This is a genomic window from Cellvibrio sp., from assembly GCF_053579595.1.
This window is the reverse complement of sequence record NZ_JBRFPI010000011.1, coordinates 1-24,821: the sequence shown is the minus strand read 5'-3', so window position 1 is coordinate 24,821 and position 24,821 is coordinate 1. Positions and strand designations below refer to the sequence as shown.

The 24,821-nt window shown below is 48.0% G+C and carries 20 protein-coding genes and 1 tRNA gene; 9 read left to right on the top strand and 12 right to left on the bottom strand.

Features of this window, described 5'->3' with window-relative positions:
• Positions 1-24 precede the first annotated feature (24 nt).
• From ACWA6V_RS01520 to rpsU, 6 genes are all read right to left on the bottom strand, one after another.
• Positions 25-101 (bottom strand) — tRNA-Ile (locus ACWA6V_RS01520).
• A gap of 152 nt (positions 102-253) precedes the next feature.
• Positions 254-1,519 (bottom strand): sialate O-acetylesterase, encoded by a 1,266-nt coding sequence (locus ACWA6V_RS01515; protein WP_449520855.1) that lies wholly within the window; start codon positions 1,517-1,519, stop codon positions 254-256.
• Between the two features lie 287 nt (positions 1,520-1,806).
• Positions 1,807-3,663, bottom strand: coding sequence for an RNA polymerase sigma factor RpoD (rpoD, locus tag ACWA6V_RS01510; protein ID WP_449520854.1), 1,857 nt, complete (start codon positions 3,661-3,663; stop codon positions 1,807-1,809).
• 149 nt (positions 3,664-3,812) lie between these two features.
• Positions 3,813-5,861 carry a DNA primase gene (gene dnaG / locus ACWA6V_RS01505; protein ID WP_449520853.1) on the bottom strand — a complete coding sequence of 683 codons (2,049 nt, stop codon included), beginning with the start codon at positions 5,859-5,861 and terminating at the stop codon, positions 3,813-3,815.
• 45 nt (positions 5,862-5,906) lie between these two features.
• A complete protein-coding gene (locus tag ACWA6V_RS01500) occupies positions 5,907-6,362 on the bottom strand; it encodes a GatB/YqeY domain-containing protein (protein ID WP_449520852.1) in 456 nt (151 codons plus the stop codon).
• 137 nt (positions 6,363-6,499) lie between these two features.
• Complete coding sequence (rpsU, locus tag ACWA6V_RS01495; protein ID WP_084618192.1) at positions 6,500-6,715, bottom strand: 30S ribosomal protein S21; 216 nt, start codon at positions 6,713-6,715, stop codon at positions 6,500-6,502.
• 231 nt (positions 6,716-6,946) lie between these two features.
• Here rpsU and tsaD point away from each other — a divergent pair, with 231 nt between their 5' ends.
• From tsaD to folK, 3 genes are read left to right on the top strand one after another with little or no spacing between them, the layout of a single operon-like run.
• The gene (gene tsaD, locus ACWA6V_RS01490) at positions 6,947-7,975 is read left to right on the top strand and encodes a tRNA (adenosine(37)-N6)-threonylcarbamoyltransferase complex transferase subunit TsaD (RefSeq protein WP_449520851.1); all 1,029 of its coding nucleotides are present in this window, start codon (positions 6,947-6,949) and stop codon (positions 7,973-7,975) included.
• A gap of 11 nt (positions 7,976-7,986) precedes the next feature.
• Positions 7,987-8,346 (top strand): dihydroneopterin aldolase, encoded by a 360-nt coding sequence (gene folB / locus ACWA6V_RS01485; protein ID WP_310067330.1) that lies wholly within the window; start codon positions 7,987-7,989, stop codon positions 8,344-8,346.
• Positions 8,343-8,858 (top strand): 2-amino-4-hydroxy-6-hydroxymethyldihydropteridine diphosphokinase, encoded by a 516-nt coding sequence (gene folK, locus ACWA6V_RS01480; protein ID WP_449520850.1) that lies wholly within the window; start codon positions 8,343-8,345, stop codon positions 8,856-8,858. Before folB ends, folK begins: the two co-directional genes overlap by 4 nt.
• Here folK and ACWA6V_RS01475 read toward each other — a convergent pair.
• From ACWA6V_RS01475 to ACWA6V_RS01460, 4 genes are all read right to left on the bottom strand, one after another.
• A complete protein-coding gene (locus ACWA6V_RS01475; RefSeq protein ID WP_449520849.1) occupies positions 8,844-9,716 on the bottom strand; it encodes a hypothetical protein in 873 nt (290 codons plus the stop codon). The two genes, folK and ACWA6V_RS01475, sit on opposite strands and share 15 nt — an antisense overlap.
• An 83-nt stretch (positions 9,717-9,799) precedes the next feature.
• On the bottom strand, positions 9,800-10,765 hold the full coding sequence (locus ACWA6V_RS01470; protein WP_449520848.1) for a magnesium transporter CorA family protein: 966 nt from the start codon (positions 10,763-10,765) through the stop codon (positions 9,800-9,802).
• A gap of 22 nt (positions 10,766-10,787) precedes the next feature.
• Positions 10,788-11,549 (bottom strand): pteridine reductase, encoded by a 762-nt coding sequence (locus ACWA6V_RS01465; protein ID WP_449520847.1) that lies wholly within the window; start codon positions 11,547-11,549, stop codon positions 10,788-10,790.
• A gap of 48 nt (positions 11,550-11,597) precedes the next feature.
• Positions 11,598-12,839, bottom strand: a complete 1,242-nt coding sequence (locus ACWA6V_RS01460; RefSeq protein WP_449520846.1) for a multifunctional CCA addition/repair protein — start codon at positions 12,837-12,839, stop codon at positions 11,598-11,600.
• A gap of 425 nt (positions 12,840-13,264) precedes the next feature.
• Here ACWA6V_RS01460 and ACWA6V_RS01455 point away from each other — a divergent pair, with 425 nt between their 5' ends.
• The 6 genes from ACWA6V_RS01455 to ACWA6V_RS01430 all read left to right on the top strand — a co-directional run bounded on the left by ACWA6V_RS01455 (position 13,265) and on the right by ACWA6V_RS01430 (position 23,499).
• Complete coding sequence (locus ACWA6V_RS01455) at positions 13,265-14,263, top strand: DMT family transporter (protein WP_449520845.1); 999 nt, start codon at positions 13,265-13,267, stop codon at positions 14,261-14,263.
• Positions 14,264-14,489: 226 nt separating this feature from the next.
• Entirely contained in the window at positions 14,490-15,143 is a 654-nt protein-coding gene (locus ACWA6V_RS01450; protein WP_449520844.1) for a TorF family putative porin, read from the top strand.
• Between the two features lie 89 nt (positions 15,144-15,232).
• Positions 15,233-17,023, top strand: coding sequence for a hypothetical protein (locus ACWA6V_RS01445; RefSeq protein WP_449520843.1), 1,791 nt, complete (start codon positions 15,233-15,235; stop codon positions 17,021-17,023).
• A 72-nt stretch (positions 17,024-17,095) separates the two neighbouring features.
• Positions 17,096-18,688 (top strand): esterase/lipase family protein, encoded by a 1,593-nt coding sequence (locus ACWA6V_RS01440; RefSeq protein ID WP_449520842.1) that lies wholly within the window; start codon positions 17,096-17,098, stop codon positions 18,686-18,688.
• A 173-nt stretch (positions 18,689-18,861) separates the two neighbouring features.
• Positions 18,862-19,890 (top strand): UDP-glucose 4-epimerase GalE, encoded by a 1,029-nt coding sequence (gene galE / locus ACWA6V_RS01435; protein WP_449520841.1) that lies wholly within the window; start codon positions 18,862-18,864, stop codon positions 19,888-19,890.
• A 420-nt stretch (positions 19,891-20,310) separates the two neighbouring features.
• Positions 20,311-23,499 (top strand): di-heme oxidoredictase family protein, encoded by a 3,189-nt coding sequence (locus ACWA6V_RS01430; RefSeq protein WP_449520840.1) that lies wholly within the window; start codon positions 20,311-20,313, stop codon positions 23,497-23,499.
• 128 nt (positions 23,500-23,627) lie between these two features.
• Here ACWA6V_RS01430 and ACWA6V_RS01425 read toward each other — a convergent pair whose 3' ends face one another.
• Positions 23,628-24,575, bottom strand: coding sequence for a DegV family protein (locus tag ACWA6V_RS01425; protein ID WP_449520839.1), 948 nt, complete (start codon positions 24,573-24,575; stop codon positions 23,628-23,630).
• A gap of 19 nt (positions 24,576-24,594) precedes the next feature.
• The coding region (locus ACWA6V_RS01420; RefSeq protein ID WP_449520838.1) for a hypothetical protein at positions 24,595-24,821 on the bottom strand (227 nt) is incomplete at its 5' end.

Below are 24,821 nucleotides of genomic sequence, written 5' to 3'. Positions count from 1 at the left end.
GTGGGATCAAAAACTAATTTGATGTGGTGGGCCCAGCTGGACTTGAACCAGCGACCTGCCGATTATGAGTCGGATGCTCTAACCAACTGAGCTATAGGCCCCAAGGGAACTGCAGAAGCGCAGTGGGCGGCATTATAGTGAGTTGTGCTCTATGTGGCTAGGGTTAATTCTGTTGGATTTTTAGCAAATTGCGATCAAAAAAAACCGCCAATCGGCGGTTTTTTTGTATTTGCGCTATTGTTGGCGTGAGCCTCTAATTACACACGGTGCCGGATACCGCGGGTATAACTGCGGTTCCGTTTGGCTTGGTGCCTTGGAAGCCAAATTCGACTGATTGACCGGGTTGAATGGTTTTATTCCAATCCATGTGGGTGGCGGTATAGGGGTTACTTCCAACGACTACTCCATTCCACAGGTTAGTTACGCGGGTCGCGTTAGTGTAGTTCCAGCTGACACTCCAACCATTGATTGCAGTCGCGCTGGAGTTGGTGATTTTTATCGACGCGGTAAATCCGTTGCCCCAATCGTTAGTAATGGTGTAAACACATTTTCCAGTGCTGGTCGCTCTGGAGGAGCTTGAGGCACTCCTTGAGGTCGTCACGCTACTTGATGTACGTGACGAAACAGAAATGCTTGAGCGAATGGAAGAGCTGGAGGATGAACTGCGAGCACTGCTGGATGAGATGGAGCTGACCACGCTGTTTCTGTCTATCTTGTCGAGCATGATTTGCGCATAGCGCCTGCCCAATTCGCGATAGGATGCGGTGGTGAAGTGATACACATCCATTCCTGGCAGGCCCATCGCCGAAACTACGTGGGCATTGCTGATTAATCCCGGCAACTTTCTAACCTCGGTATTGTGCCAGTGACAGCATGATCCATAATCCGCATAGAGCAACTCGCCGGCGAGAAAAGGCACATCGCCAATACCAAGATCTCTGCGCAAATCTGTAACGATTTCTTTGACCTGGTTTTTCCAATTCGGGTCGCTGGTATCGCTCTCACCCTGATGGAAAATAATGCCTTTAATGACACCGGCTTGTTGGGCTTTTTTGGCCATGTCGAGTAGCCATGCATAGCCGCCGTTGAACTGTGTTGGAATGTTTTGGTTGTTTCGACCTATAGGCGCTGATTTTTGGTAAAGCTCAATTGGAGTGCCCGATACTGCAGCGGGTACTAATCCAATGGTGACGGAACTCGGCATGCCGTCTGCCATGGTTTTTCCAAAATAATCACCAGGTCCCAACCCGCTGTAGCATCGATTGAGTGGCGGTGATGCGACATACCAGTTGCCATAGGTGCGGCCTAAATTGCCGCAGTTTAAGTCTGCCATTACTTTTACCCGGGGATTAGTAACGCGATCCTGGTTTTCAATGGGGGCTGCGCCTTCCATGTTGGACTGGCCAAACATCAAGTAAATATGAAAATTTGGATCTGGCGCGGCAGAAACTTGATTTGCCGCAGACGTTAACAGTATCGAGAAAAGCAGTTTTCCCAACATATTATTTTTATTGAACATGGATAATTCCTTCATTGTTAAGTGGGGGGATGGGGTGTAGTCGTTATTTTTTGAACCACTAACTTCAAAGTTCGCGCGGATATTAGTCGCGGAAATGCCAAATGGCTTGATTGAAATGCAGGAATGTTTGATGGGTGCAGAAAGTTGAAGCTTTATTGTAAAAAGGAGAAGTGCAAATTTTGCGAGTGCTGATTTTGGGTGGCCGCTCGACTCTGGTTGAGCATCAGGTTTTAATGAAGTGCATAAAATAAAACCCGCCGAAGCGGGTTTTATTGGGTGATGATCTATTAATCATCCAGGAAGCTGCGCAGGTGATCAGAGCGCGATGGGTGGCGCAATTTGCGCAACGCCTTGGCTTCGATCTGACGGATACGCTCGCGCGTTACATCAAATTGTTTGCCCACTTCTTCCAATGTGTGGTCGGTGTGCATATCGATACCGAAACGCATACGCAGTACTTTGGCTTCACGTGCAGTAAGGCCTGCCAATACTTCGCGAGTTGCTTCCATCAGGCCTTCCATTGTCGCTGACTCCACCGGAGAAATAATGGTGGTGTCTTCGATAAAATCGCCCAGATGCGAATCTTCATCGTCGCCGATTGGCGTTTCCATGGAGATGGGCTCTTTGGCAATTTTCAGCACTTTACGTACTTTGTCTTCCGGCATTTCCATGCGCTCGCCGAGTTCTTCCGGCGTAGGCTCACGACCCATTTCCTGCAGCATCTGGCGCGATACGCGATTGAGTTTGTTGATGGTCTCAATCATGTGTACCGGAATACGGATAGTGCGTGCCTGATCGGCAATGGAGCGGGTGATCGCCTGACGAATCCACCAGGTTGCGTAAGTAGAAAATTTGTAACCGCGACGGTATTCGAATTTATCTACCGCTTTCATCAAGCCGATGTTGCCTTCCTGAATCAAATCGAGGAATTGCAAACCGCGGTTGGTGTATTTTTTCGCGATCGAAATAACCAGACGCAAGTTGGCTTCAACCATTTCCTTTTTCGCACGACGTGCACGCGCTTCACCAATCGACATGCGACGGTTAATGTCTTTGATACTGGCGAGACTCAAGCCGCTTTCTGCTTCGATCTGTGCAAGTTGCTGTTGTGCAGTTTGTACATCGGGCAATACACGTTCGAGTTTGTCGGCGTGCTCAACTTTACCTTTGAGGAATTCAGGCAACCATGCATCGTTGGTTTCGTTGCCGGGAAATTCTTTGATAAAGGTTTTGCGTTGCATCTGGGCTCTGCGGGTGCACAGATCCATAATATGACGCTCTTGCTTGCGCACGTTGTCGAGCATTACGCGCGCTTTGGTATAAATCGGATCGAATTGGCGAGTAGGCAATTTGAAAAATTTGAACAGATCGCCCAAGGCGGACAATTCTTTCTCTGCTTGCTTGCTGCCATAACCATATTTAGCAAGCGTTTTATTCACTTTGTCTTGCTGCTTTTGCAGCTCTTCAAAGCGAACGCGCGCTTCTTCCGGATCTACACCGGAAACCGCTTCTTCTTCGTCTTCACTTGCAGCTTCTTCTTCGTCGTCATCGCCAGCAGGTTTTGCACCGGCAACAGCCACAGGGATTTCTTCGACTTCAGCAAGGGTTGCAGGAATATCTTCCACCGGATCAAGCCAGCCAATAATGACGTCAGCAAGGCGGCGCTCTTCTTTGGCGACCAATGCATATTCGTCGAGCACTTGCTGTACGGCACCTGGCCAGTAGGCAACGGCGTGCATTAATTCGCGCACACCTTCTTCGATACGTTTGGCGATAACAATTTCGCCTTCGCGCGTCAGCAGCTCGACCGTACCCATCTCGCGCATATACATACGCACGGGGTCGGTGGTGCGGCCGGTTTCCGTTTCTACGGCAACCAGTGCGGCAGCGGCTTCGGCAGCGGCGATTTCATCCGCAGCAGAGTCGCCATCAGTCATTAACAGGGTGTCGGCGTCGGGGGCAGTTTCATAGACGCGGATACCCATGTCGTTGATCATCTGGATGATGTCTTCGACCTGATCCGGATCAGAGATGTCTTCCGGCAGGTGATCGTTTACCTCGGCATAGGTCAAGTAACCTTGCTCTTTACCGCGGGCGATCAGTTCTTTAATACGGGACTGTTGCTGTTGGACGTCTTCAGACATTCGAAACCCTATTTAAAACCTGATGAGTGAAATGCAAAGCCCGAAATTATACTCCACTTGCTTGTGTGGATTCTAGGCGATTGGGTGGTGAGGCAATATTCTTCAGCCGGATAGCACCAAATTGTGCGTGTTTTGATCAGTTTTACGGTTTATGGTTGCACTTTGGTCGCCAGTGCTGCGCGAACCAGCTCATCGCGCTCTTCTTTGGTGAGTTGAGTTAAGTCGGCATTTTTCAGTTTTGCCAAGGATTCTGCCGTTTTTTTCTGTTTTTGCTGTTGGCGCAGTTTTTCCATGGCATCGCTAAATGCCGCTTGGGTGTCGTAATCGGCTTTGGCCGGTTTATCTTGTCGGCTTTGAGTTAATGCATTCGCCGCCTGTAATAAATCATGACCGGCAACGGCAGCCAGTCGTTCGGTATTTTCTGCACCGTAAATGCCGCGCCAGTAACCAATCAAATGCGAGAGGTTGTAGTGCGGCCGCTCATGCAACACCTTGAGCAAGCGGCCGAGCATCAGACAGTCGAGATCAGCCTCGTCAGCCAGCCATTCATCATGGTTGGATTCAAGGCTCGCCAGTGTTGGATAAGTCAGCAATAGTGCAAGGGCTTTGCGTACTGGTGGCATTAAATATTTACTAGCGGCGCGCGCCTGCAATTCCGGTTGATATTTCGCATTGATGGCTTTGCGTTGCGCGCGCGGCTCTTCATAAAATTCGTGATAATCCGTTGGTGGCAGCTCTTGCGGAAAATCGCTGTACTCTTCGTAATTCGCCAGCGGTGGGTGATCCCACTCCGGTTCGGTTTTTCGTGGCAGCGCCACTTTGGGCACTGTTTCTTCTGTTTTGGTGGGCACTGGCGGCGCCGCAAACAGCGATTGCATCTCGCCTTTGCTTTGCTGCTCCTGAATCAATTCCTGCAGGATATTGCGGTTGAGCCCGGTGCGGGTAGCCAAACTCTCAAACATCAATTCGCGGAATACACCTTTGGGTAAGCGCTCTAATAGCGGCGCGGCACGTTTGCTGAAGGTGGCGCGGCCTTCCATGGTGCGGATGTTTAAGCCTTCAGCGACTGCATCAAATAGGTAATCCTCAAACGGCACTGCCAGCTCGATCATGCGCTCGAATTTATCCGGGCCGATCTGGCGTACCAAAGTATCCGGATCTTCCCCTTCGGGCAGGAACAGGAATTTCACAGTGCGGCCATCGGTCATGGTATCGAGGGATGCTTCCAGTGCGCGCTGCGCTGCGCTGCGCCCGGCTTTGTCGCCATCAAAACAAAACACCACTTCATTGGTGTATTTGAAGGCGCGATCAAGGTGGTCTGGGCCGCAGGCGGTACCCAGTGTGGCGACGCCGTAACCTATCCCGAACTGCGCCAGACTGACCACATCCATATAGCCTTCAACCACCAGCAATCGCGGTAGCTCGCGATAGGCGAGGCGCGCCTCATAGAGTCCGTAGAGTTCCTGGCCTTTATGAAACACTGGTGTTTCGGGCGAGTTGAGGTATTTGGGTTTGTCGTCGCCCAGCACGCGCCCGCCAAAACCAATGACCCGCCCGCGGGTATCGCGGATGGGGAACATAATGCGATGGCGAAAGCGGTCGTAAAGTTTCTTTTCCTGCTCCTGATGAATCAACATGCCGCCTTCGATCAGCAGATGTTTGTCTTCATCGTTGTGTGCGAGGCTTTTGAGTAAGTTATCCCAGCCGGGTGGCGCGAAGCCGACACCGTAGGCTTTGGCGGTTTTGCCATCCAAACCACGATTTTTTAGATAGTTTACTGCCAGGTGTTTGCTGGGGTGATGGCGCAATTGCTGCTGATAAAAATTGTCTGCTTTTTCCAGCAGGGTGTAGATACTGCGTTTTTCCTGCTCACGTTTTTCCTGCGCTTCGGTTTGCACCTCGCGCGGCACTTCCAATCCGGTCAGGCGAGCGAGTGATTCAACGGCTTCAGGGAAGCTGAGTCGCTCGTAATCCATCACAAAGCCCAGCGCATTGCCGCTCGCGCCGCAGCCAAAACAGTAATAGAACTGTTTGTCCGGGCTGACGGTGAAGGAGGGGGTTTTTTCGTCGTGGAAAGGGCAGCAGGCGCTGTAGTTTTTACCGGTTTTCCTGAGTTTAACGCGACTATCGACCACATCGACTATATCGAGGCGGTCGAGCATGTCATCAATAAAACCTTGTGGGATTAAACCGGCCATGAAATCGTCGCCTGGAGGGGATAGCTAGAAACTAGCAGCTGACGACTAATTGCTCAACTTGGCTTTAAGCAGCTTGCTTACTTCGCCCATATCTGCACGGCCTTGCACTTGGGGTTTGATCAGCGCCATGGCTTTACCCATGTCGCGCGCTTCAGTTACAGCGGCATCGGCTAATGCTTTGATGACAATAGCGTCAAGCTCAGCAGCGCTGAGTGCGGCGGGTAGATAGGCTTGAATTTCAGTGATTTCGTAAGCTTCTTGCTCGGCAAGTTCCGGGCGATTGGCGTTGCGATACTGTTGTTCGGAATCGCGGCGCTGCTTGACCATTTTATCGAGCACGACCAATGCGCGGGCGTCATCAACTTCGATGCGTTCATCGACTTCAATTTTTTTGAATTCAGACATCACAAGACGCAAAACCGCGACGCGCTCTTTTTCTTTAGCGCGCATCGCGGTCTTTAAGGCATCATTTATGCGGTCTTTTAGCGTTGGTTGACTCATGAATCACCGGTTATTGAGTAATCAATGTGGGTACAGGAGTGGAACGCACAACTCGTTAGTTGACAGATGCAAACAGGCTAACGAGCGGAACCGGTCGAAGCTAAAAACAGCTACCGACACTGAGTCGGCGCAGTAACTTAGTACAGACGGGTAAACTTTTTAGATTCGCGTTGTACCTTTTTAGCATGACGCTTAACAGCGGCAGCGGCATCACGCTTACGAACGGTAGTTGGCTTCTCGTAGCATTCGCGAGCGCGAACGTCAGCCAAAATGCCTGCTTTTTCACAAGCGCGCTTGAAGCGACGCAGGGCTACGTCAAAGGGTTCGTTTTCTTTAAGTTTTACTGAAGGCATGCTGTTACCTTTAAAAAGAGAGCTAATAAATGATGTCTTATGGATAGGCGCCAGTGTGTAAACACAGTGAAGTATCCGAGGGGTGCGGATTCTATACGCTTCTTATGGCAGCCGCAACCTTGCACGTGTAAGAGTGCTGGGTTTTCGCGATGCCAGCCTTTATCATAGCCGTCCTGTGTGATTGATTGCCCTGTTTGTGCGGGGTCGTGTAAGTGGTGCCAGAGGTTGGTTATGCGTGTACTGGGATTGGAAACGTCCTGTGATGAAACAGGTGTGGCGGTTTACGACAGTGAACGCGGCTTGCTGGCGCACGTCTTATATACCCAAATTGCGCTGCATGCGGAGTATGGCGGCGTTGTGCCGGAACTGGCGTCACGCGACCATGTGCGCAAGTTGCTGCCGCTTATTAATGAAGTGATGGCGGCGAGCGGCTCTACCGCTGGTGATATCGACGGCATTGCCTATACCTCGGGCCCCGGCCTGATCGGTGCATTGATGGTCGGCGCATCTATGGGGCGCTCACTGGCTTATGCATGGGGTGTTCCGGCGATTGGTGTCCATCATATGGAAGGCCATTTGCTCGCTCCCATGCTGGAGGCCAATCCGCCTGCGTATCCATTTGTTGCCTTGTTAGTATCGGGTGGTCACACCCAGTTGATAAAAGTCGATGCGCTTGGTGAGTATGAATTGCTGGGTGAATCGATTGACGATGCAGCAGGTGAGGCGTTTGATAAAGCCGCCAAAATGCTCGATCTGGATTATCCCGGCGGCCCGCAAATCGCCAAACTTGCCGAGCAAGGTATTGAGGGGCGATTTAAATTCCCACGTCCGATGGTCGATCGCCCCGGTTTGGATTTCAGTTTCAGCGGTTTAAAAACGGCAACACTCACGACTGTTAATGCCAATAAACAGGCCAATGGTTTACCTGATGATCAAACCTGCGCCGACATCGCCAATGCATTTCAAGCTGCCGTTGTTGATACGCTTGTGATCAAATGCAAACGCGCGCTAGAACAAACCGGAATGAAAACACTGGTGATTGCCGGTGGCGTTTCGGCTAATAAAAAATTGCGCGCTGATTTGGATGCAAACCTCGCTAAAATTGGTGCAAAAGTATTTTACGCGCGCCACGAATTTTGCACCGACAACGGCGCTATGATCGCCTACGCTGGCTGCCAACGTTTGCTTGCGGGCCAGCACGAAGGTCTCGCCATCAATGTCAAAGCGCGCTGGCCACTCAACACACTCTCTCCACTTTAAAAGAAGTTTTTATGGATATTGTTTACATTCGCGATCTGCGTATCGATACGATTATTGGCATTTACGACTGGGAGCGCGAAGTGCGCCAGACGGTGAGTATCGATCTGGAAATGGCGAGTGATATTCGCAAAGCCGCCGAGACTGACGATATTCAGTATGCGTTGAATTACAAGGCTGTTTCCAAACGATTGATTGCCTATGTTGAAAACCGCAATGCGCTGTTGGTCGAAACGCTCGCAGAAGAAATTGCGCAAGTGATTCGTACGGAATTTAATGTGCCCTGGTTGCGTTTGCGGTTAAGCAAACCAGGTGCAGTGCGCGGCGCGCGCGATGTGGGTTTGCTGATTGAGCGCGGAGCAAAACCCGAATGACGGCGATTTATTTAAGCTTGGGCAGTAATGTTGATCGCCATAACAATATTACGGCGGCGCTGGATGCTCTGGCGGAGTTGTTTGGTGAATTGCAAATATCATCGGTTTACGAAAGTAAATCGGTCGGTTTTGATGGCAGCAACTTTTTTAATCTGGTTGTTGGCGCCAATACAGTTTTGTCGATTATTGAATTATCGGAAACGCTAAAACGTATTGAAGATAATAATGGCCGCAAGCGTAACGGGCCAAAGTTTAGCCCGCGAACTCTGGATATCGACATTTTGACCTATGGTGATTTTGTCGGAGTAGAAAATGACATTGAATTGCCGCGCGCCGAAATCACCAAGAATGCGTTTGTGCTGTTGCCGCTGGCTGAAATTGCACCGGATGTTTTGCACCCACAACTACAAAAAAGCTATCGCGATTTGTGGGCGGGTTATGATCAGGCCTCACAGTCCTTGTGGGCGATTGATTTTGAGTGGCGAAATAAAATGGTTTCACTGGCGGGCTAATTGTTCCTGTGGAACGCTTTCAGTGATAAGCCAATGCTGCTCTATCATGGTATAGCCAACTGGGTCGTAAGTTTTCAATCCTTGTTTGTTGAACGGATAATAAACTCCTCCAGCAAAGTAGATGGCTGATAACTCCGCAAAATATTCCATGTTGTTAGTTGATGCATAGGCCGGTTTTAGTAGGTGGCCTTCCATGTCTTTTACCGATAAATATAAGCCACTACTGCGGGAATTTAACCAAGCGTCCATAATCGGCTGATGTTTGTATCCCCATTTTAAAAAATGCCAAGCGTGAGACAGCTCGTGAGTAATGGTCTTTTTGTTCCACGTATCAGTTAGCCAAAGATAATTATCGACATTGTAAATGATGACTGCGTTGTTCCAGCGTTTGTCATGCAGTGAGTATCTTTTGGTGCTGCCATGTGCGGCATAGCGCAAAACTGAGTCTTCGCCGCCGAGCGACGATTTTGGTCCGCGCATAATATAAAAAGTGACAGTCTTTAACTGTTCATGGCTTTGTGGTGGGAAGGTGGCAAATACCAAATCGAGCGTCCTCTCCAGTCGGTTGACTGCCTCGTTATACACCTTTTTGTCTGATTCCTGCTCCGGACGTTCAATAAATATTGGCCATCGACTTTCGACTGAATCATATTTACGTTCCGGGTAGCGATAATTTATGCGAGTGTCTTTAGGGATATCCAAATGCAATTCGGCTGCTTTTTGCGCGCCGCAGTTGCGCGCATCATCAGTATAGATTGTTTTCCCTTCTGGCGACTTGCACGTCAGAATGGCAGCAGTAAGCCAAGGGGTAAATAATAGGGCAGTGCAACCTAAGGAAACAGTTAATATCCTTTGCATGTAAAGTTCCTGATTGTTTCTTATTGGAGCGATAGATTAATGTTAAATACCTGAGCGGCGTAGTGTTTTTCTTAACTCTTTACTTAAAGCCACTTCTTGAATGCAACAATTCCAAACCCTGCGGCAATTACCAGCATCCCCCCAAGTGTATAAAAATAGCCGTAGGGCATATGCAGCTCGGGCATATTGTCAAAATTCATCCCGTAAATTCCGGCGATAAAGGTGAGCGGCACAAAAATCGCGGTAATGACTGTCAGCACGCGCATGGTGTTGTTTAACTGGTGCGAGCTGATTGATAAGTATCCATTGATTAAATCCCCGCAAATTTCGTAGTACATAGTGCACAAGCCGTGCAGGCGTTCACAGCGTTCGAATAGATCCTGCAAGCCGTGTTCTATATCCCCGTCTTCGTCAATTAATCGCTGTGGAATATCTTTTAATAAATTGGTGACCAGTTTTTCGTGATAGCTAAAAATTCGTTTGAGTTTGCGCAGGCGCGATTGATAGCTGATTAATTCGCGCATAACTTCATCGTTGGGTTTTTCTTGCATTGCATCTTCCAGCTCATTGAGCGATGGCTCAAACGCGAGGATGGATTCCAAATAGCGCCCGACTGAAAAACGCATAATGCGCGAGGCTAACAAACCGGGACTAACCAATAAATTTTCTTGCTGCGCATTTTCCCAATAATGGGTAATGCCCAATGAGTGGCGCGGATGGCAACTGATCAAGCAGCGGTCTCCAGCGAAGAGAGCAATGGTCATTTGTTGGATGGTGAGGTCTTTATTAAATTCAGTGATGCCGCGATATAAAATTAAGGTGTAATTATCGAATGTTTCCGTTTTAGGTGGGTGACGAAAACGTTGTACATCCTCGATTGCTAGCGGATGGCATTGCATAGATAACAAAAATTGCTTTTCTGTGTGCGGATCTTCATTAATCAGATCTATCCAGATATAGCTGCCATTGTCGCAACGCCAGCGCTCAATTAACTCAGCGTTACCTTCAATTCGCTCACCTGCTGTGGTTAATAATTGTGTTCTTATCATGTGGTTCTCATGAGTATGAAGGCTAAATCGTAATCGTACGACCACCATCGACGGTGAGTATTTGCCCGGTAATGTAAGGGGATTGCGTCAAAAATATAATTGCTCGCGCTATGTCCTGCGCTTGGCCGCGCTGCTGCAAGGGGATTTTGGCGAGCATTTTTTCTTTATTATCGTCGGATAATCTGTCTTCCGGCTTTTTGTGGCTGTCGTCTGGCCAGAGGATGGCGCCGGGTGCAATACCGTTCACACGTATCATTGGTGCCAGCTCTTGTGCCAATGTTTTGGTGAGCATCACATTGCCCGCTTTGGCGATAGAATAAATGCTGTGTTTCTTGAGCGGCTTGTCCGCATAAATATCGGCAATGTTAATGATGCAGCCGTGATGTTCGCCCAATTTTTTAGTGAGTGCTTGCGCGAGAAAAAACGGTGCTTTGAGATTGGAGTTAATTAACTGGTCCCAATCCTCTTCACTGGTTTCGCCGACAGGTGTGGGATAAAAACTGGATGCATTGTTGACAAGCAAATCCAGGCGTTGCCAATGCTGCTGTGCGTGCGCGGCGAGATTTTTGATCTGTTCCATATTGTTAAGGTCTGCAGCAATACAATATGCAGAATTTTCACGCTCATCATTTAGTTCATTGGCAAGTTCTTTTGCCGCTTTATCCGATTGGTGATAGTGAATCACCACATTAAAATGCTCTTTGTGTAACTGCCGGACGATTTCGGCACCTATGCGTTTGGCGGCACCGGTTACCAGTGCCACTTTGGTGGTGGTTGCGGGCATGTGCTTATCTCTCGATAACCGCTGCGTTACTTATAGGTGAAGTTATAGTCACGCTTGGGGTGGGGTTGAAATTCTGTTCTTCAATTGAACCAGATTTTGCAGGCGCTGGCGATTAACTTCATCACCAAATTCTTTGCCACTAAAACCGCCGCGCTGGATGGCGGTAATATCAACTGCTTGCGCTGCCGTTAGCGCAGCGCGAAAAAAATCTGCCTGGGGATAGGTGCGATCTTCAAAACCTGTGCGTCCCCGTGCATCGGCTTCACAGCACAGTAACAATTGTTCAAAGCGTTCAGGGCGGCGAAACGCATCGTTGGATTGAAATACTTTTAATATGGTCACCGGTTTTAATTCCAATGCGCGATGACAATGGGTGTGCCATTGCGCCACCATCAAGGCCAGATCTTTATAATCTTTGGGCGCTGCGATACGTTCGCACAGCTTTTTGACAAGCGGCAGGCTGCGATCTTCGTGGGCGATATGGCGTGGCCATTCATCGACGGGTGTTGTCGCCTTGCCGAGATCATGCACGAGCGTAGCAAAACGCACGCAGGTGCTGGTCGATAGTTTTACCGCTTGCTGCAGGCTCATTAAGGTGTGAATGCCAGTATCAATTTCCGGATGATGCACTGCCGTTTGCGGTACACCAAAAAGTGCATCAATTTCAGGAAATAAACGCGCTAGAGCATGGCTTGCACGCAACACCTCAATAAAAATTTCTGGATGTGGTTCTCCCAGTGCACGTTCAGTTTCTTTCCATACACGTTCCGCCACCAGATGATCTACCTCGCCGTTGGCGACCATGGTTTGCATTAATGCGATAGTTTCATCGGCTACGCGAAACCCTAATGCGTGATAGCGCGCAGCAAAACGGGCGATGCGCAGTATGCGCACCGGGTCTTCGGCAAAAGCGGGTGATACATGGCGAAGCAGTTTGTCGGCGAGATCCTGTTGGCCGTTATAAGGGTCAATAATATTGCCATTCTCATCTTGTGCCATGGCATTGATGGTGAGATCGCGGCGGATAAGGTCATCTTCCAGGGTCACTTCATCGCCGCAATAGAAGCTGAATCCGCCATAACCCTTACCGGTTTTGCGCTCGGTACGGGCGAGCGCGTACTCCTCTTTAGTGTGCGGATGCAGGAATACCGGGAAATCCTGTCCCACAGGTGTGAAACCGTTAGCGACCATTTGCTCGGGGCTACTGCCTACTACCACCCAATCTCTTTCGGTGACGGTGCGGCCTAATAATTTATCGCGGACAGCGCCGCCAACCAGATATGTTTTCATTTCGTTTGGTCATTACTTTTTTGCATTAAAAATGAGGGCATGAGTATAGGGTAATTAATTGAATAAAAAAAATGCAAAAATGACTTGTGGCTGAACAGAAATTAAATTAACCTCGCTTCAGTTTTCAAAAACCTTATAACCTTAGATCAATTAATTATGTATCCAATTTATTCCGCCAAGCATATCGCCCGCGCACTACGACCAATGATTTGGTTTGTGGTCTGCGCGCGTTGCTTGGCGGAATTTGTTGATTAGTTGAATAATCGTTATAAACAAAGGCCGCAGCATAAAAACTGCGGCCTTTTTTGTTTTCGGGTTTCGGTTTTTTTTACTCTCAGTCTGCTGATTTTTACTGGCAGTCTCGCTGATTGTTTGCTGCGGTCATTCTCTCGTCAGTTGCTCATTGGGCAATAAGGAGTTATACCGTGGCTGTGTTATTTGCGTATTTTTCGGTAGTGTTAATTTGGGCTACCACCCCGCTTGCTATTCAATGGAGTAGCGATAGCCTAAGCTTTATTGCCGCCGCTGTGGCGCGCATGTCAATTGCGTTGGCGATTGCATTGCTCGTGCATGGATTACTGCGAAAATCCCTTGCTACCTATTGGCAGCACCGTCACATTTATTTTGCGGCGTCGATTGGTATTTTTCCCAACATGCCTGTTGTGTATTGGGGCGTGCAATTTATTCCATCGGGTTTAGTGGCGGTGATTTTTGCGATGTCACCTTTCGTCACGGGTTTGATGACCTTGTGGCTGCTAAAACAAAATCCTTTCACGTTCAGAAAAGTAGTTGCCTTGGTGTTGGCGCTCGCTGGTCTGGTTGTTATTTTTTATCACCAATTACAATTTAATATCCGTTCGGTATACGGCATCGTCAGCATTTTACTTTCCTGTGTACTGTTTAGTTTTAGCAGTGTGTGGGTAAAAAAATTAACCCAGCAGGAAACGGTGAGCCTTGATGCATTTCATCAAGCCAGCGGTGCGTTACTTTTTTCGTTGCCGGGATTAGTGTTGAGTTGGTGGTTAATGGATGGTGCTGTGCCACAGCAGGTTTCGGTGAAATCCGGTGCATCGATTATTTATTTATCGATCATGGGATCATTAGTAGGAGCGGCGCTGTTCTTTTTTATTTTGCAGCGAATGTCTGCGAGCGCGGTGTCGCTCATCACTTTGATGACACCGGTACTGGCGATTGTGATTGGTAAAACCTTGGCGGATGAGGTTTTATCGTCGCAAACATTAATCGGTGTGGCCGTTGTGCTATTTGCTTTGTTGCTCTATCTGCCTTGGTCATTCCGTGCTGCAGTGGCGTCGCTAAACGCGTGGTTGATGCGCAAGTTGACTGAGCCGCCATTGGACGCGGGCGCAACCAGTGCGCAACAAGAACTGCAAAAGATTAAAGAGTACGTTATTCGCTTTAAATGAGTTGTTTTGGTGCGCGCCAGGGTGGCGCGCTGGGTTTTTATGCACCATGCTTGTGCTTGTGCTGGTTTTGTTTAGGGTATGCAATCTTGTATTCAACTCATAACACAATGATTTAAAAGACAAAAATAAAACTGGCGTGGTATCTGCAATATCGCCATCAAGCTAGTGTGAATTATCAATAGCTGCCTCAAAACTAACTAGTAAAGACCATTAAGAGGAAGAACTCATGAAGATGAAACAAAAATTAATCGCTGGTGCCATCGCTCTCTCTGCTATGGCTGGTTTTGCTGTGCCAGCGGCGCACGCTGAAGTATCTGCTGCTATAGGTGCAGCCAACATGTACTACTGGCGTGGTTTGGATTTGGGTGAAGGTGATGCGCAGGTTTGGGGAGACCTTAAATACAGTGCAAATGGTTTCTATGCTGGTGTGTGGGCAGGTTCTGGTGATTTTGATGATGGTCAAGAATATGATCTGTATGCAGGCTATGGTGGTTCGGTAGGTGACTTTAGATACGATGTGAGCTTGTGGTCGTATGCATACCCACAAGTGGAAGTTGCTCCTGCTGATTTGACTGAGGCAGTGGTTGCCCTCGGTTATGGTCCAGTTACTGCCACTTATTACAAGAATATTGCCGCGAAAGATTACGGCGATAACAGCTACTCTTATGCGACATTAGCAGTAGTTTTGGATAAGTTTACTGTGAAGTACGGTGTTCACATGGACGATACAGACTCTGTTGATGGTGTCGCGCACGTTGATTTAATTTATGCCTACAATGACAAGCTTAGTTTTACCTTGGGCAAGGTTGTTGATGATCAAGATGGAACCGTAAACGACGAAGCTAAATTCGTTGTTGGTTTTAGCCTTCCGCTTGAGTGATGCGTCACTAAATTATTTTTAGGTTTTCAGTAGAATAAAAAACGGCAGCAAATAGCTGCCGTTTTTTATTCTACTATTAAGGATTTTTTATGTTTGGGAAAAAATTATCTCTGAGTTTAATTGTTTTATGTTTTTCTTTTCCTGTTTTTGCTTTTACATATAATCAAAAAATGATTGAGTACAGAGGCGGAGTAATTTCTGAGTTAAATAATTGTGGGCCAACATATTCTGACAACGGAAAGTATTTGCAAGGTCAAAGGAATTTAAGTGCAAAGTTAACCACAACCTCTAATGATGTTGAATCCTTTGATTTTATCGCTGGAGGTATTATTACCGCCCTCAAAAACGGTGATGTTTTTTTTAGTCCAGATGGTCGTTATCTTGATGGAGGTGGTTCTACATTAAAATTAGTAAACGTAACTAAATCATATGTGGATTCTACGACTAAGTGGGGCACGCCTATATACGCTGACTATATAAATACAATTGGTGTGTTGGGTAGTACCTTGTTGGTTATTCAGACAAAACAGGGAAAAGAATATTCCACAGGAAAAATTATTGGCAAAACATGTGTGCGTGGCAGTAGTATTTGTACGGATGTATATGAAAAAGGATATTTGAGCGATATAACTGCTATTGATCTACCATCGGGTTTAGTTCGTAAGTTTACTTACAAATCTGGGCTGCGACGAATTCAAAAGGCTCTCGGTAATGTAAATGGGGTTTTGTATGTGCAATTTTCAAACGGGGATATAGGGAAATTTAATTCTGTTTCCGAGTTAAGTGGTGTGGACACAATTAACGTTTTACATCTTGCAGCTCCCTCACTAAAAAAAATCATACCTTACAGACATGGTTTACTTGCCTACAATAAGAATGTTGCGTACTGGTCCAATAACTATAATCAAGTAATTTCTGGTAGTGATGTAAAACAAATCTACTCAGGCGCAAAAAGTATTTCTGCACTGCTGAACTATCAGGGGAACTCTGCCACTGAATCGAATGCCAGGCCAAATGCAAGCCAAGGTCTTATAATTGCGTTTGAAGATGGAAATGTTTATTTCAGTCCAGACGGCAATAACTTCACTGGTGGTGGCACTACAGTGCAGCTATCTAAACCTTTTGATACGGTATTCTTAAAAGAGCGCATGGTGGCCTACTTGAATGGTCTATCAAAGCCGTCTTCACCTTTTTCACAAGATCCACTGTGGCTGCAAAATCCTCAGCCTGACCAATATAAAAATCCAACTACTGGAGCAGAAATAAACGTTAAGAACTTATCTGTGCGTCTCTTAAATAAAGGTGATACCACTGAATATGCAAAAAATACAGTAATTGCTGATGGCAATGTTTATAGTAAAGTAAGTTCGTTAGTGTCTGATTTTGGCGGAGAGCCAACTACTGTTACTGTTTATGACAAGGGATGGGACGGTATTGAATATAAGTGGCGCGACAGAGGGCAAAGAACTGGTTTGGTTGATCATAAGGTTGAGGCAAGTTACGTTGGTGTCCCTGAAATTCGCCTAAAAGCCACTTCTGGTTGTGCTATTGCGGTTTCCTATGAAGAAATTGGAGGTAATATTAAACCGTTTACTCTTATTGACTGGAGTGTAAATGCTGATTTTTCAGTTGCCAATAATAATGCTGGAATATCAGGTGTAACGACGGCCTTTGCTCCTGGTGGTGTTGATTTTAGCGATATATTGCCTATCAACTACATGCTTATGCCCAATAAGTTCACGTTAATGGAAATTTATAATTGGTCAATTTACAACGCCAAAGTTTATATTAAAGACAAATACGGAATTAATGTCATACGGGGTCCTTTACCTTTGTATTACATGAGAACTGATGCTGATAGGCAGCGGTTTCCAAATTAAATTGAGTGTTGAGCAAAAAGGCAAGCTTCGGCTTGCCTTTTTTCCAATTAAAATAAAGGACATATTATGTGTATGCGTTATTTAAAAATTTTTATCTCTTTATTGATTTTATTTTCAGCAGCGTCTTTTGGTGGTGATTTGATTTATAGGGATAGCATCGGTGCTACCGGTGTCTTATGTGATATTAAGTCAGTAAACGGAGTTAAGGTTTTTAAACCTGCCTATTGTACTGCTGGAGGAAGAGCATGTTTCCCCGATAGGTACGATACTGTTCCCGGCACCACTGCAACACTAAGTTGTAACAATGCAGTTGTTTCAGTACGGAGATCACTAATTCCCCAAGACTGTATTCCCGCGAGAGGATGTAATCCTGTTCCGAGAGTAACTTATGAAAATGATACAGTTAATTATGATTTCAATTATGACTTGCCCGGTGTGGATGTACTTTTTGGCTCAATTAGCAAAAAGTCCCCCTCAAATGTTTTCTTGTCTCGACCCCTAAGCAAAAACTACATCGCCTATTCAAATGATGGTGTTCTTGATAAGCCCGTCATTATTGTGGAGGGCTATGACCCTACAGACAGCTTGTTTCCCAATCATTATTTCAATGCTGGTTTTAATCAGTTGTTAATGAATGGAGTCAACAATAATGGTGGTAATGGACGCGATTTATTTATTGTGAATCTTCCTCATGGTGCTTCAAAAATAAGTGAAAATGCTGCCTTTCTTCAAAAAATTATCGTAGAAATAAATGGGGCTAAGGTAGGTAATGCTCCGGCAGTAGTTATTGGCTATAGCATGGGTGGGTTGGTTGCTCGTAAGGCGTTAAAAAACATGGAGCTAAGTGGTATTAACCATAAAACATCGATTTATGTTTCCTATGATGCACCGCACCTGGGTGCAAACGCACCTCTGGATATACAGGGTACTGTTGATGGTTTAGTGGACAAGCTTGATGATTATGTTGCTGGGTATACTTCGTCTTCGCTCAAACGCGCCAGGTATATTTACAACAGTCCTGCTGCAAGAGAAATGCTCATTGCCGCGCCTGAGTTTAAACCTGCGACAGCGGCGGATTTTCCAGAGCAACTTGTGCGAATAGCTGTCAGTTCTGGCAGTTTACTGGGCGTAAATGCTAAGCAAGTCAATTCTGTTTATGAAGGTGAAAAAATAGCCGCATTTAAGTTCTATTTGTATAAAAATTGGAATGGCACCTTATCTGAAAGCTATGAATGGTATTCCAAAAAAAGAGGGGGTATTTATTACGATAATGTTCCTGGTAGTTATGCTGAATCTTTTAGTGACGCCTACCAAGAGCTTAAGAATGGAGCGGATTACTTGAGTGAATACCAAGCAGCGGAAATTCGCAATATCACCTTTGTACCGACGATAAGTTCTTTGGCTATTCCTGTAGATCCTAATGCCGCTGTAAAAAGCCTGTTTTTAACAAAAAGCCCCTTCGATAAATATATTGCCGTCGATGATGTATCTGGAATGCATCCTTGTGACACGTTCCGTTTACAAAGTGCTGAAGGTCAAAATCTATATCACAGCATTGGTGACGCGTATTTCCATTACGGTCAGTTAATGCAATTAAGGTGCGCACTTGATACTTATCAAGTTGAAGGTGTTCGAATCCCTGATCGTTCTTTTAAGCGTTATTGATACTCAGCTGGCACACTAAAAAGGCAAGCATCGGCTTGCCTTTTTGCTGTTAGCTACTTAATAAAATAATAATTATATGATTTAATAAAAGATTCTTTCCAAGCCCTTATGCTGTCGCCCGAACTCTGGTTCAATGCGTGCGCAATGGCTTACATCTTTATAAGGAATCTTGCATGTCTCGCTCTCCTATTCTTGTCACTGGCGGTGCCGGTTTTATCGGTAGCCATGTCTGTGTTGAACTCATCAATAGTGGTTATTTACCCGTGGTGGTCGACAACCTCTGCAACAGCAGCGCTGAATCGCTCAAGCGTGTCGCCCGGATTACCGGCGTTGAACCGGTGTTTTTTGAAGTCGATATCAATGATAAACAGACTATGCGCGAGGTGTTCAGTGCGTATCAGTTTGATGCAGTGATGCATTTTGCCGGTTTGAAGGCGGTTGGCGAATCCAACCAGATTCCCATGAAATACTACCGCTACAACGTTGCCGGCACTTTGTCGCTCACGGAGGTGATGGAAGAGTTCAAGGTGTGGAAGTTGATTTTCAGCTCATCTGCCACGGTTTATGGTGACCCGGTTTCTGTGCCTATCGACGAAAGCTTTGTCACTTCTGCCACTAATCCTTACGGGCGCAGCAAGTTGATTGTGGAGGAAATATTGGCTGACATTGCCAAGGCGCCCAACAGCCAGTGGAACATCTCCCTGCTGCGCTACTTCAATCCGGTCGGCGCGCATGAAAGCGGCTTGATTGGCGAAGATCCTGCCGGAATACCCAATAATTTGCTGCCTTATGTAGCGCAGGTGGCGATTGGCAAACTCAAAGAGTTGAGCGTGTTTGGCGATGATTACGATACGGTAGATGGCACCGGCGTGCGCGATTACATTCACGTGGTGGATTTGGCGCATGGCCACGTTGCGGCGCTCAAGGGGTTGGATAAATCCGGCAAAGGCTGCCGCGCCTACAATCTGGGTACCGGCTGTGGTTATTCGGTATTGCAGATGGTCAAGGCATTTGAGCAAGCGAGTGGCCGCCCTGTGCCCTACAAAATTGTGCCGCGCCGTGCGGGAGATATCGCTAGCTGCTACGCCGATCCGATCAAGGCCAAAGCGGAGTTGGGTTGGACTGCAAAATACGATCTCGCACGCATGATGCAAGATGCCTGGCGCTGGCAGTCGCAAAATCCCAATGGCTACAACAACTGATCGTTCTGTTTAATCGTTTTACCCGAACAGCCGATGGAAGCGATTCCATCGGCTGTTTTATTTTCAGATCTGGTTCGCTGGAATTAGGTGCTTGCACGGTTTCGGTGTGACATGTTTTGCACAAATTCATCTCACTTTTTGCAGTGGCAAGTGAGATGCCCCATCTTTAAGCAGTTTTCCAAAAGTGAGAAGAGAAAGTCCGGTTGATAGTTGAAGCTTACTAGTGTGTTAGTTCATCAACACACCACCACAATTCCAATAAAAATTTTGGCGCGATAGTTGTTGTTTTCCAACAGTCGCGCTTAACGGTAAGTCAATACAATCAGCTAATTCCCTTGTCCGGTCAGTGCATTCAATAACGATAAGATCTCGTCAGAGGCGTGAATGCTAGTGGCTGGAAAGGAACCAGTGGAGACAATTATGCAAACCATCACCCTGGGCAGGATGCTATTCCTGCTCTGTTCGCTGTTTATTAGTCACAATCTCTTTGCCCAAACGAATCTCGCGCTGAATAAAACGGCGACGGCTAGCACATCGCTCACTTCCGCGCTCAATGCGGTGGATGGCAATGGCGGCACCCGCTGGGAATCGGCTCATGGTATTAGCCCGTCATGGTTGAGTGTCGATCTTGGCGCAAGTTATAACCTGTCTTCAGTCGTTATCGATTGGGAGGCGGCCAATGCAGCCAACTATGAGGTGCAAGGTTCAATCAATGGCACGAGTTGGAATACTATCGCCAGCCGTACCGGCGGCACCTTTGGTACACGCACCGATACAGTGGCGGCCAGCGGCACCTATCGCTATGTGCGCATTAACTGTACCCAGCGCAGTACCGGCAATAACTGGGGCTATTCGATCTGGGAGCTGAAAGTCTATGGCGCAGTCGCGGCGAGCAGTAGTGCTGCCAGTATCCCGGCCGCCCTGAATCTCGCGATAGGCGCAGTGGCGACGGCCAGCAGCCAGCAACAACCCGCTGCCTTGGCGATAGATAACAACCCCGGTACCCGCTGGGAGTCAACCCACGCCATTGACCCGACATGGATCAGCCTGGATTTTGGTTCAGCCAAAACCCTGAGTTCGGTAGTGATTGATTGGGAGGCAGCCAACGCCGCCAATTACCTGGTGCAAGGCTCGAATAACAATGCGACCTGGACCGATCTGGCGAGCCGTACCGGCGGTACTTTTGGTGCGCGCACAGATACCCTTGCCGTAACCGGCTCTTATCGTTATTTGCGTGTGTATGGCACAGCACGCAGTGCAGGCAACCAATGGGGCTATTCGATTTTTGAACTGAAAGTCTATGGTTCTGGCGGTACTGGTAGCAGCGCGCCCAGTAGTATTGCCAGCAGCATCGCCCCGAGCAGCACTCCTGCTTTATCCTCCAGCCGCTCATCTACGCCTGCAGTGCCTTCGTCCAGCAGCGTGGCGGCCAGTATTCCCGCCAATGTGAACTACAAGCCGCTGTTCCCGACCCAGTTTTCGCAAGAAGTATCGCGCAACTGGCGCATTGAGCCAGACGGCACCATCGTCACCTTCGGCAGCGGTCGCGCGCGGGCGCGTCATGAAGCTGAAACTATCTTCTACACCTTTCCATCGTTCTATCACGAGCACCGCACCTTCAAGTTTGAGGTGCACGATCACACCCCGAAAGGTGAATCGCGCGTAGAGATTTTCTATGAGCCTGAATACGCCAACTTCAATGATATTGGCTGCCGTAAGAGTTTGTTTAACCCTTACCGTTCCTACTTTGGCGATAACGGCGGCTTCACCCGCATCGCGACCGCTGATCCAGCGACTGGCAAGGGCGAGCGCTGGCGCTGCGTAGGTACCCGTTTTGTACCGGGTGAGCGCGAAGGCCAAACGACTTTGCGCACTGGAGAGTTCTATGACTTTGAATTCCAACAATGGCTCGGGTTTACCGAGACCGATCCTAAAGTCAGCGCCCAGCGCGTGTACTACACGGACACTTTCCGCATCAAACTGGGGAGCCCGGGTTTATATATCGTCAATAACGATGAGCTGAATGCGAAATTGTCTGCCGGTGGTGCCGCTACGGCAGCACCAGTGCGCGCGTTTAAAGGAATCGCGCAAGCAGATGTCATCAGCACCTCCGGTGTGTGGGTGGATTCCAGTGGGCAGGGCTATATGCCGGTCCGTTCGCCACAGGGGATCGCCAAGGGCTACCAAAAGCCGTCGTATCTGGTTACCAATCCCGCCAACAATGCGACAGTGACTTATCGTGATGGAACCCAGATTTTCACCGATCCGGTACTGGAATATGCGCCTACTGCAGCAAGCCCTTTTATTGTGGATCGTCATGAATACCTGTGGACGTCCTTCTTCCGCGAAGCCCTGAACACCCGTTGGGAAACCCATAACAGCTTCCTCAGTGGCCGCCGGATTTTCCACACCGACTTTGTGACCGGAAAACACTTTGAGGCGGGCAACCCGGACTTTTCTGAATTAGCGAACCTGTCTACTGGTCTGACGATCAATAACTCCTGCGTGGGATGTCATACCAATAACGGCCGCGGATTGGCGCCAGTCGCAGGTCAGTTGCCCAATACCATGGCGGTAAAAGTCAGCTCCGGCGGTACTGATGCCCAGGGTAACGCTCTGCCACACGCCTATTTCGGCAAAGTGTTACAACCGCAATCGCGCAATGGCGGTGTACCGGCGGAAGCGACTACCAGCCTGAGTTACAGCACTGTTGCCGGTAATTTTAATGACGGCACGGCTTATCAACTGCAAGCCCCCAGCTACTCGGTGCAAGTCTTGGATCAGGCTGGCGGGCAAGTGAATTTCTTCTCCCCTCGTATGGCGCAAACCATTGTCGGCCTGGGCTTATTGGAAGCGGTACCGGAAGCGACTTTGCTACAGCGCCATGATCCGAACGACAGCAACGGCGATGGTATCTCCGGCCGCGCGGTCCAAGTGACGGACGCCAAAACTGGCGACCAGCGCATCGGCCGTTTTGGCTGGAAAGCGAATATCGCCACGCTTGAGCAATTCACTGCTGACGCGCTGCATGAAGACATAGGTGTAAGTACCAGTATCTTCCAGGGCCCCGCCTGTGGTGCCAATCAAACTGCCTGCCGCAATGCAGGGCCAGCGGGCGTTGAGTTGAGCGATGCGCGCGTCAATCTGGTTGCTGTATACATGCAGGCGCTGGGCGCACCGGCGCGTCGCCCAGAAACAGTCAATAACGCCGATGTGGTGCGCGGTGAGCAAGTGTTTGCCAATCTCGGCTGTGGTGGTTGCCATACCCCGAGTATGACGACCGATTACGGCCACCCATTGGCAGAATTGCGCGGTCAAACCATCAAACCCTATACCGATTTACTGGTTCACGATATGGGTGATGGCCTGGCCGATCGCCTGACCAGCAATGCCGCGCTAAACCGCGAGTGGCGCACGCCGGCGCTCTGGGGCTTGGGTTTGACCGAGGCCGTCAATGGCCACACCCGCTTGTTACACGATGGCCGCGCACGCACCATCAACGAAGCGATTTTGTGGCACGGTGGTGAAGCGACAGCCAGTCAATCTGCCTACAAAGCGGCGACAGCGGCGCAGCGCAATGATTTGATCAAGTTCCTCGAGTCTTTGTAATAAATCTGCCGCAATAAAAAACTCCCGTCAGGCAACTGACGGGAGTTTTTTGTTTTTTTAAATTTTCGTTCCGTGCTGATTACTTCAAGAAAGAATGCCGGAGTCCATCCCTGGCACTTACTTAAAAATCACACCAAATCTTTATCCGTAGCAAATGACAATGCAAAAGATTTTGGTCCCACATTGATTGCGCCGGTCATACTCATCATCGACAGCATAGTTTTTACATTGTACTGCTTACAGAATTCACGGAACTCCACCAGGATTGGTTCGTCTTTAATATCTTCCAGCAAGCCGCCGTAGCTCATCGCAACAACTTCACTGGTCAAGCCTTGTTGGATTTGTTTTTTGACATGGGTAAACAATTTTTCCAACGCACCCAAAAAGCCTTTTCCTGTATCTATTTTGTCTGTCGCGCCGCGATGCAATTGCACAATTGGACGCAGATTTAACGCGCTTGCCAATTTAAAGTTAATCCAGGAAATATTGTTATCGCCTTTGCGCAGATGACGGCGTTCACGCATGTAGGACAAATCATTCGGAATTAAATAGCCGTACACCTGGTCGCGCATATTGTCGATTTCGCGAATCGATTTATTCAGTGGCAACTGATCCACATGGATGCGTTTTACCAACTCATATACCAGCAGTGCGTGGCCGGTAAACATGGACATGGAATCGTACAAGCGGATGCGGAAAGGTGCGCGGCCTTCGGTTCTTTCCATCTCGCGGAATTTCGGTTCGTTTACCAGAGCTGCTTCAGACACGCGCTTGAATACATCGCTCTTTTTGCTGTTGATGGTGACAACTTGAACCAAATCGTATTTCGGCAGCAAACGCTCCCTGAGGATATCGGTCATGTCGTTAACAGAGAGTGGATCGGATTGCGCCAAACCATAGACATCGCGTGAATGGTTTTTGTAAAAATTCAACATGGTTTGCGGATCGCGATAATCCATCTCCTGCCCTTTGGAGTGGTTGATATAAATGGGCAGCACTTCAATGTTGTGTTGTTGGATAAACTTTGCAGGCAAGTCGCAAGTTGAATCTACGGCAATACACGTCCTGGATGACATTTTCTTTCTCCCGATGGATTTAACGCGTTGTTGTTGATGTCATCCATGACCGAGTTGTTCCTGTTGCTCCGCTGCCTTTTTTGAGGTGCAACATCTTGAGCAGATAGTGCCAGTATCGGCTTTGGGCCGATAAAGTAGTAGTCGCATAAATCACCATGATGTGTGCGGTATTGCGGAAGCTTCTGTACGGCAAAAACGATGTTGGTGTGAGATATGGCTTACAAAAGGCGGGCGAAAATCTGCAAA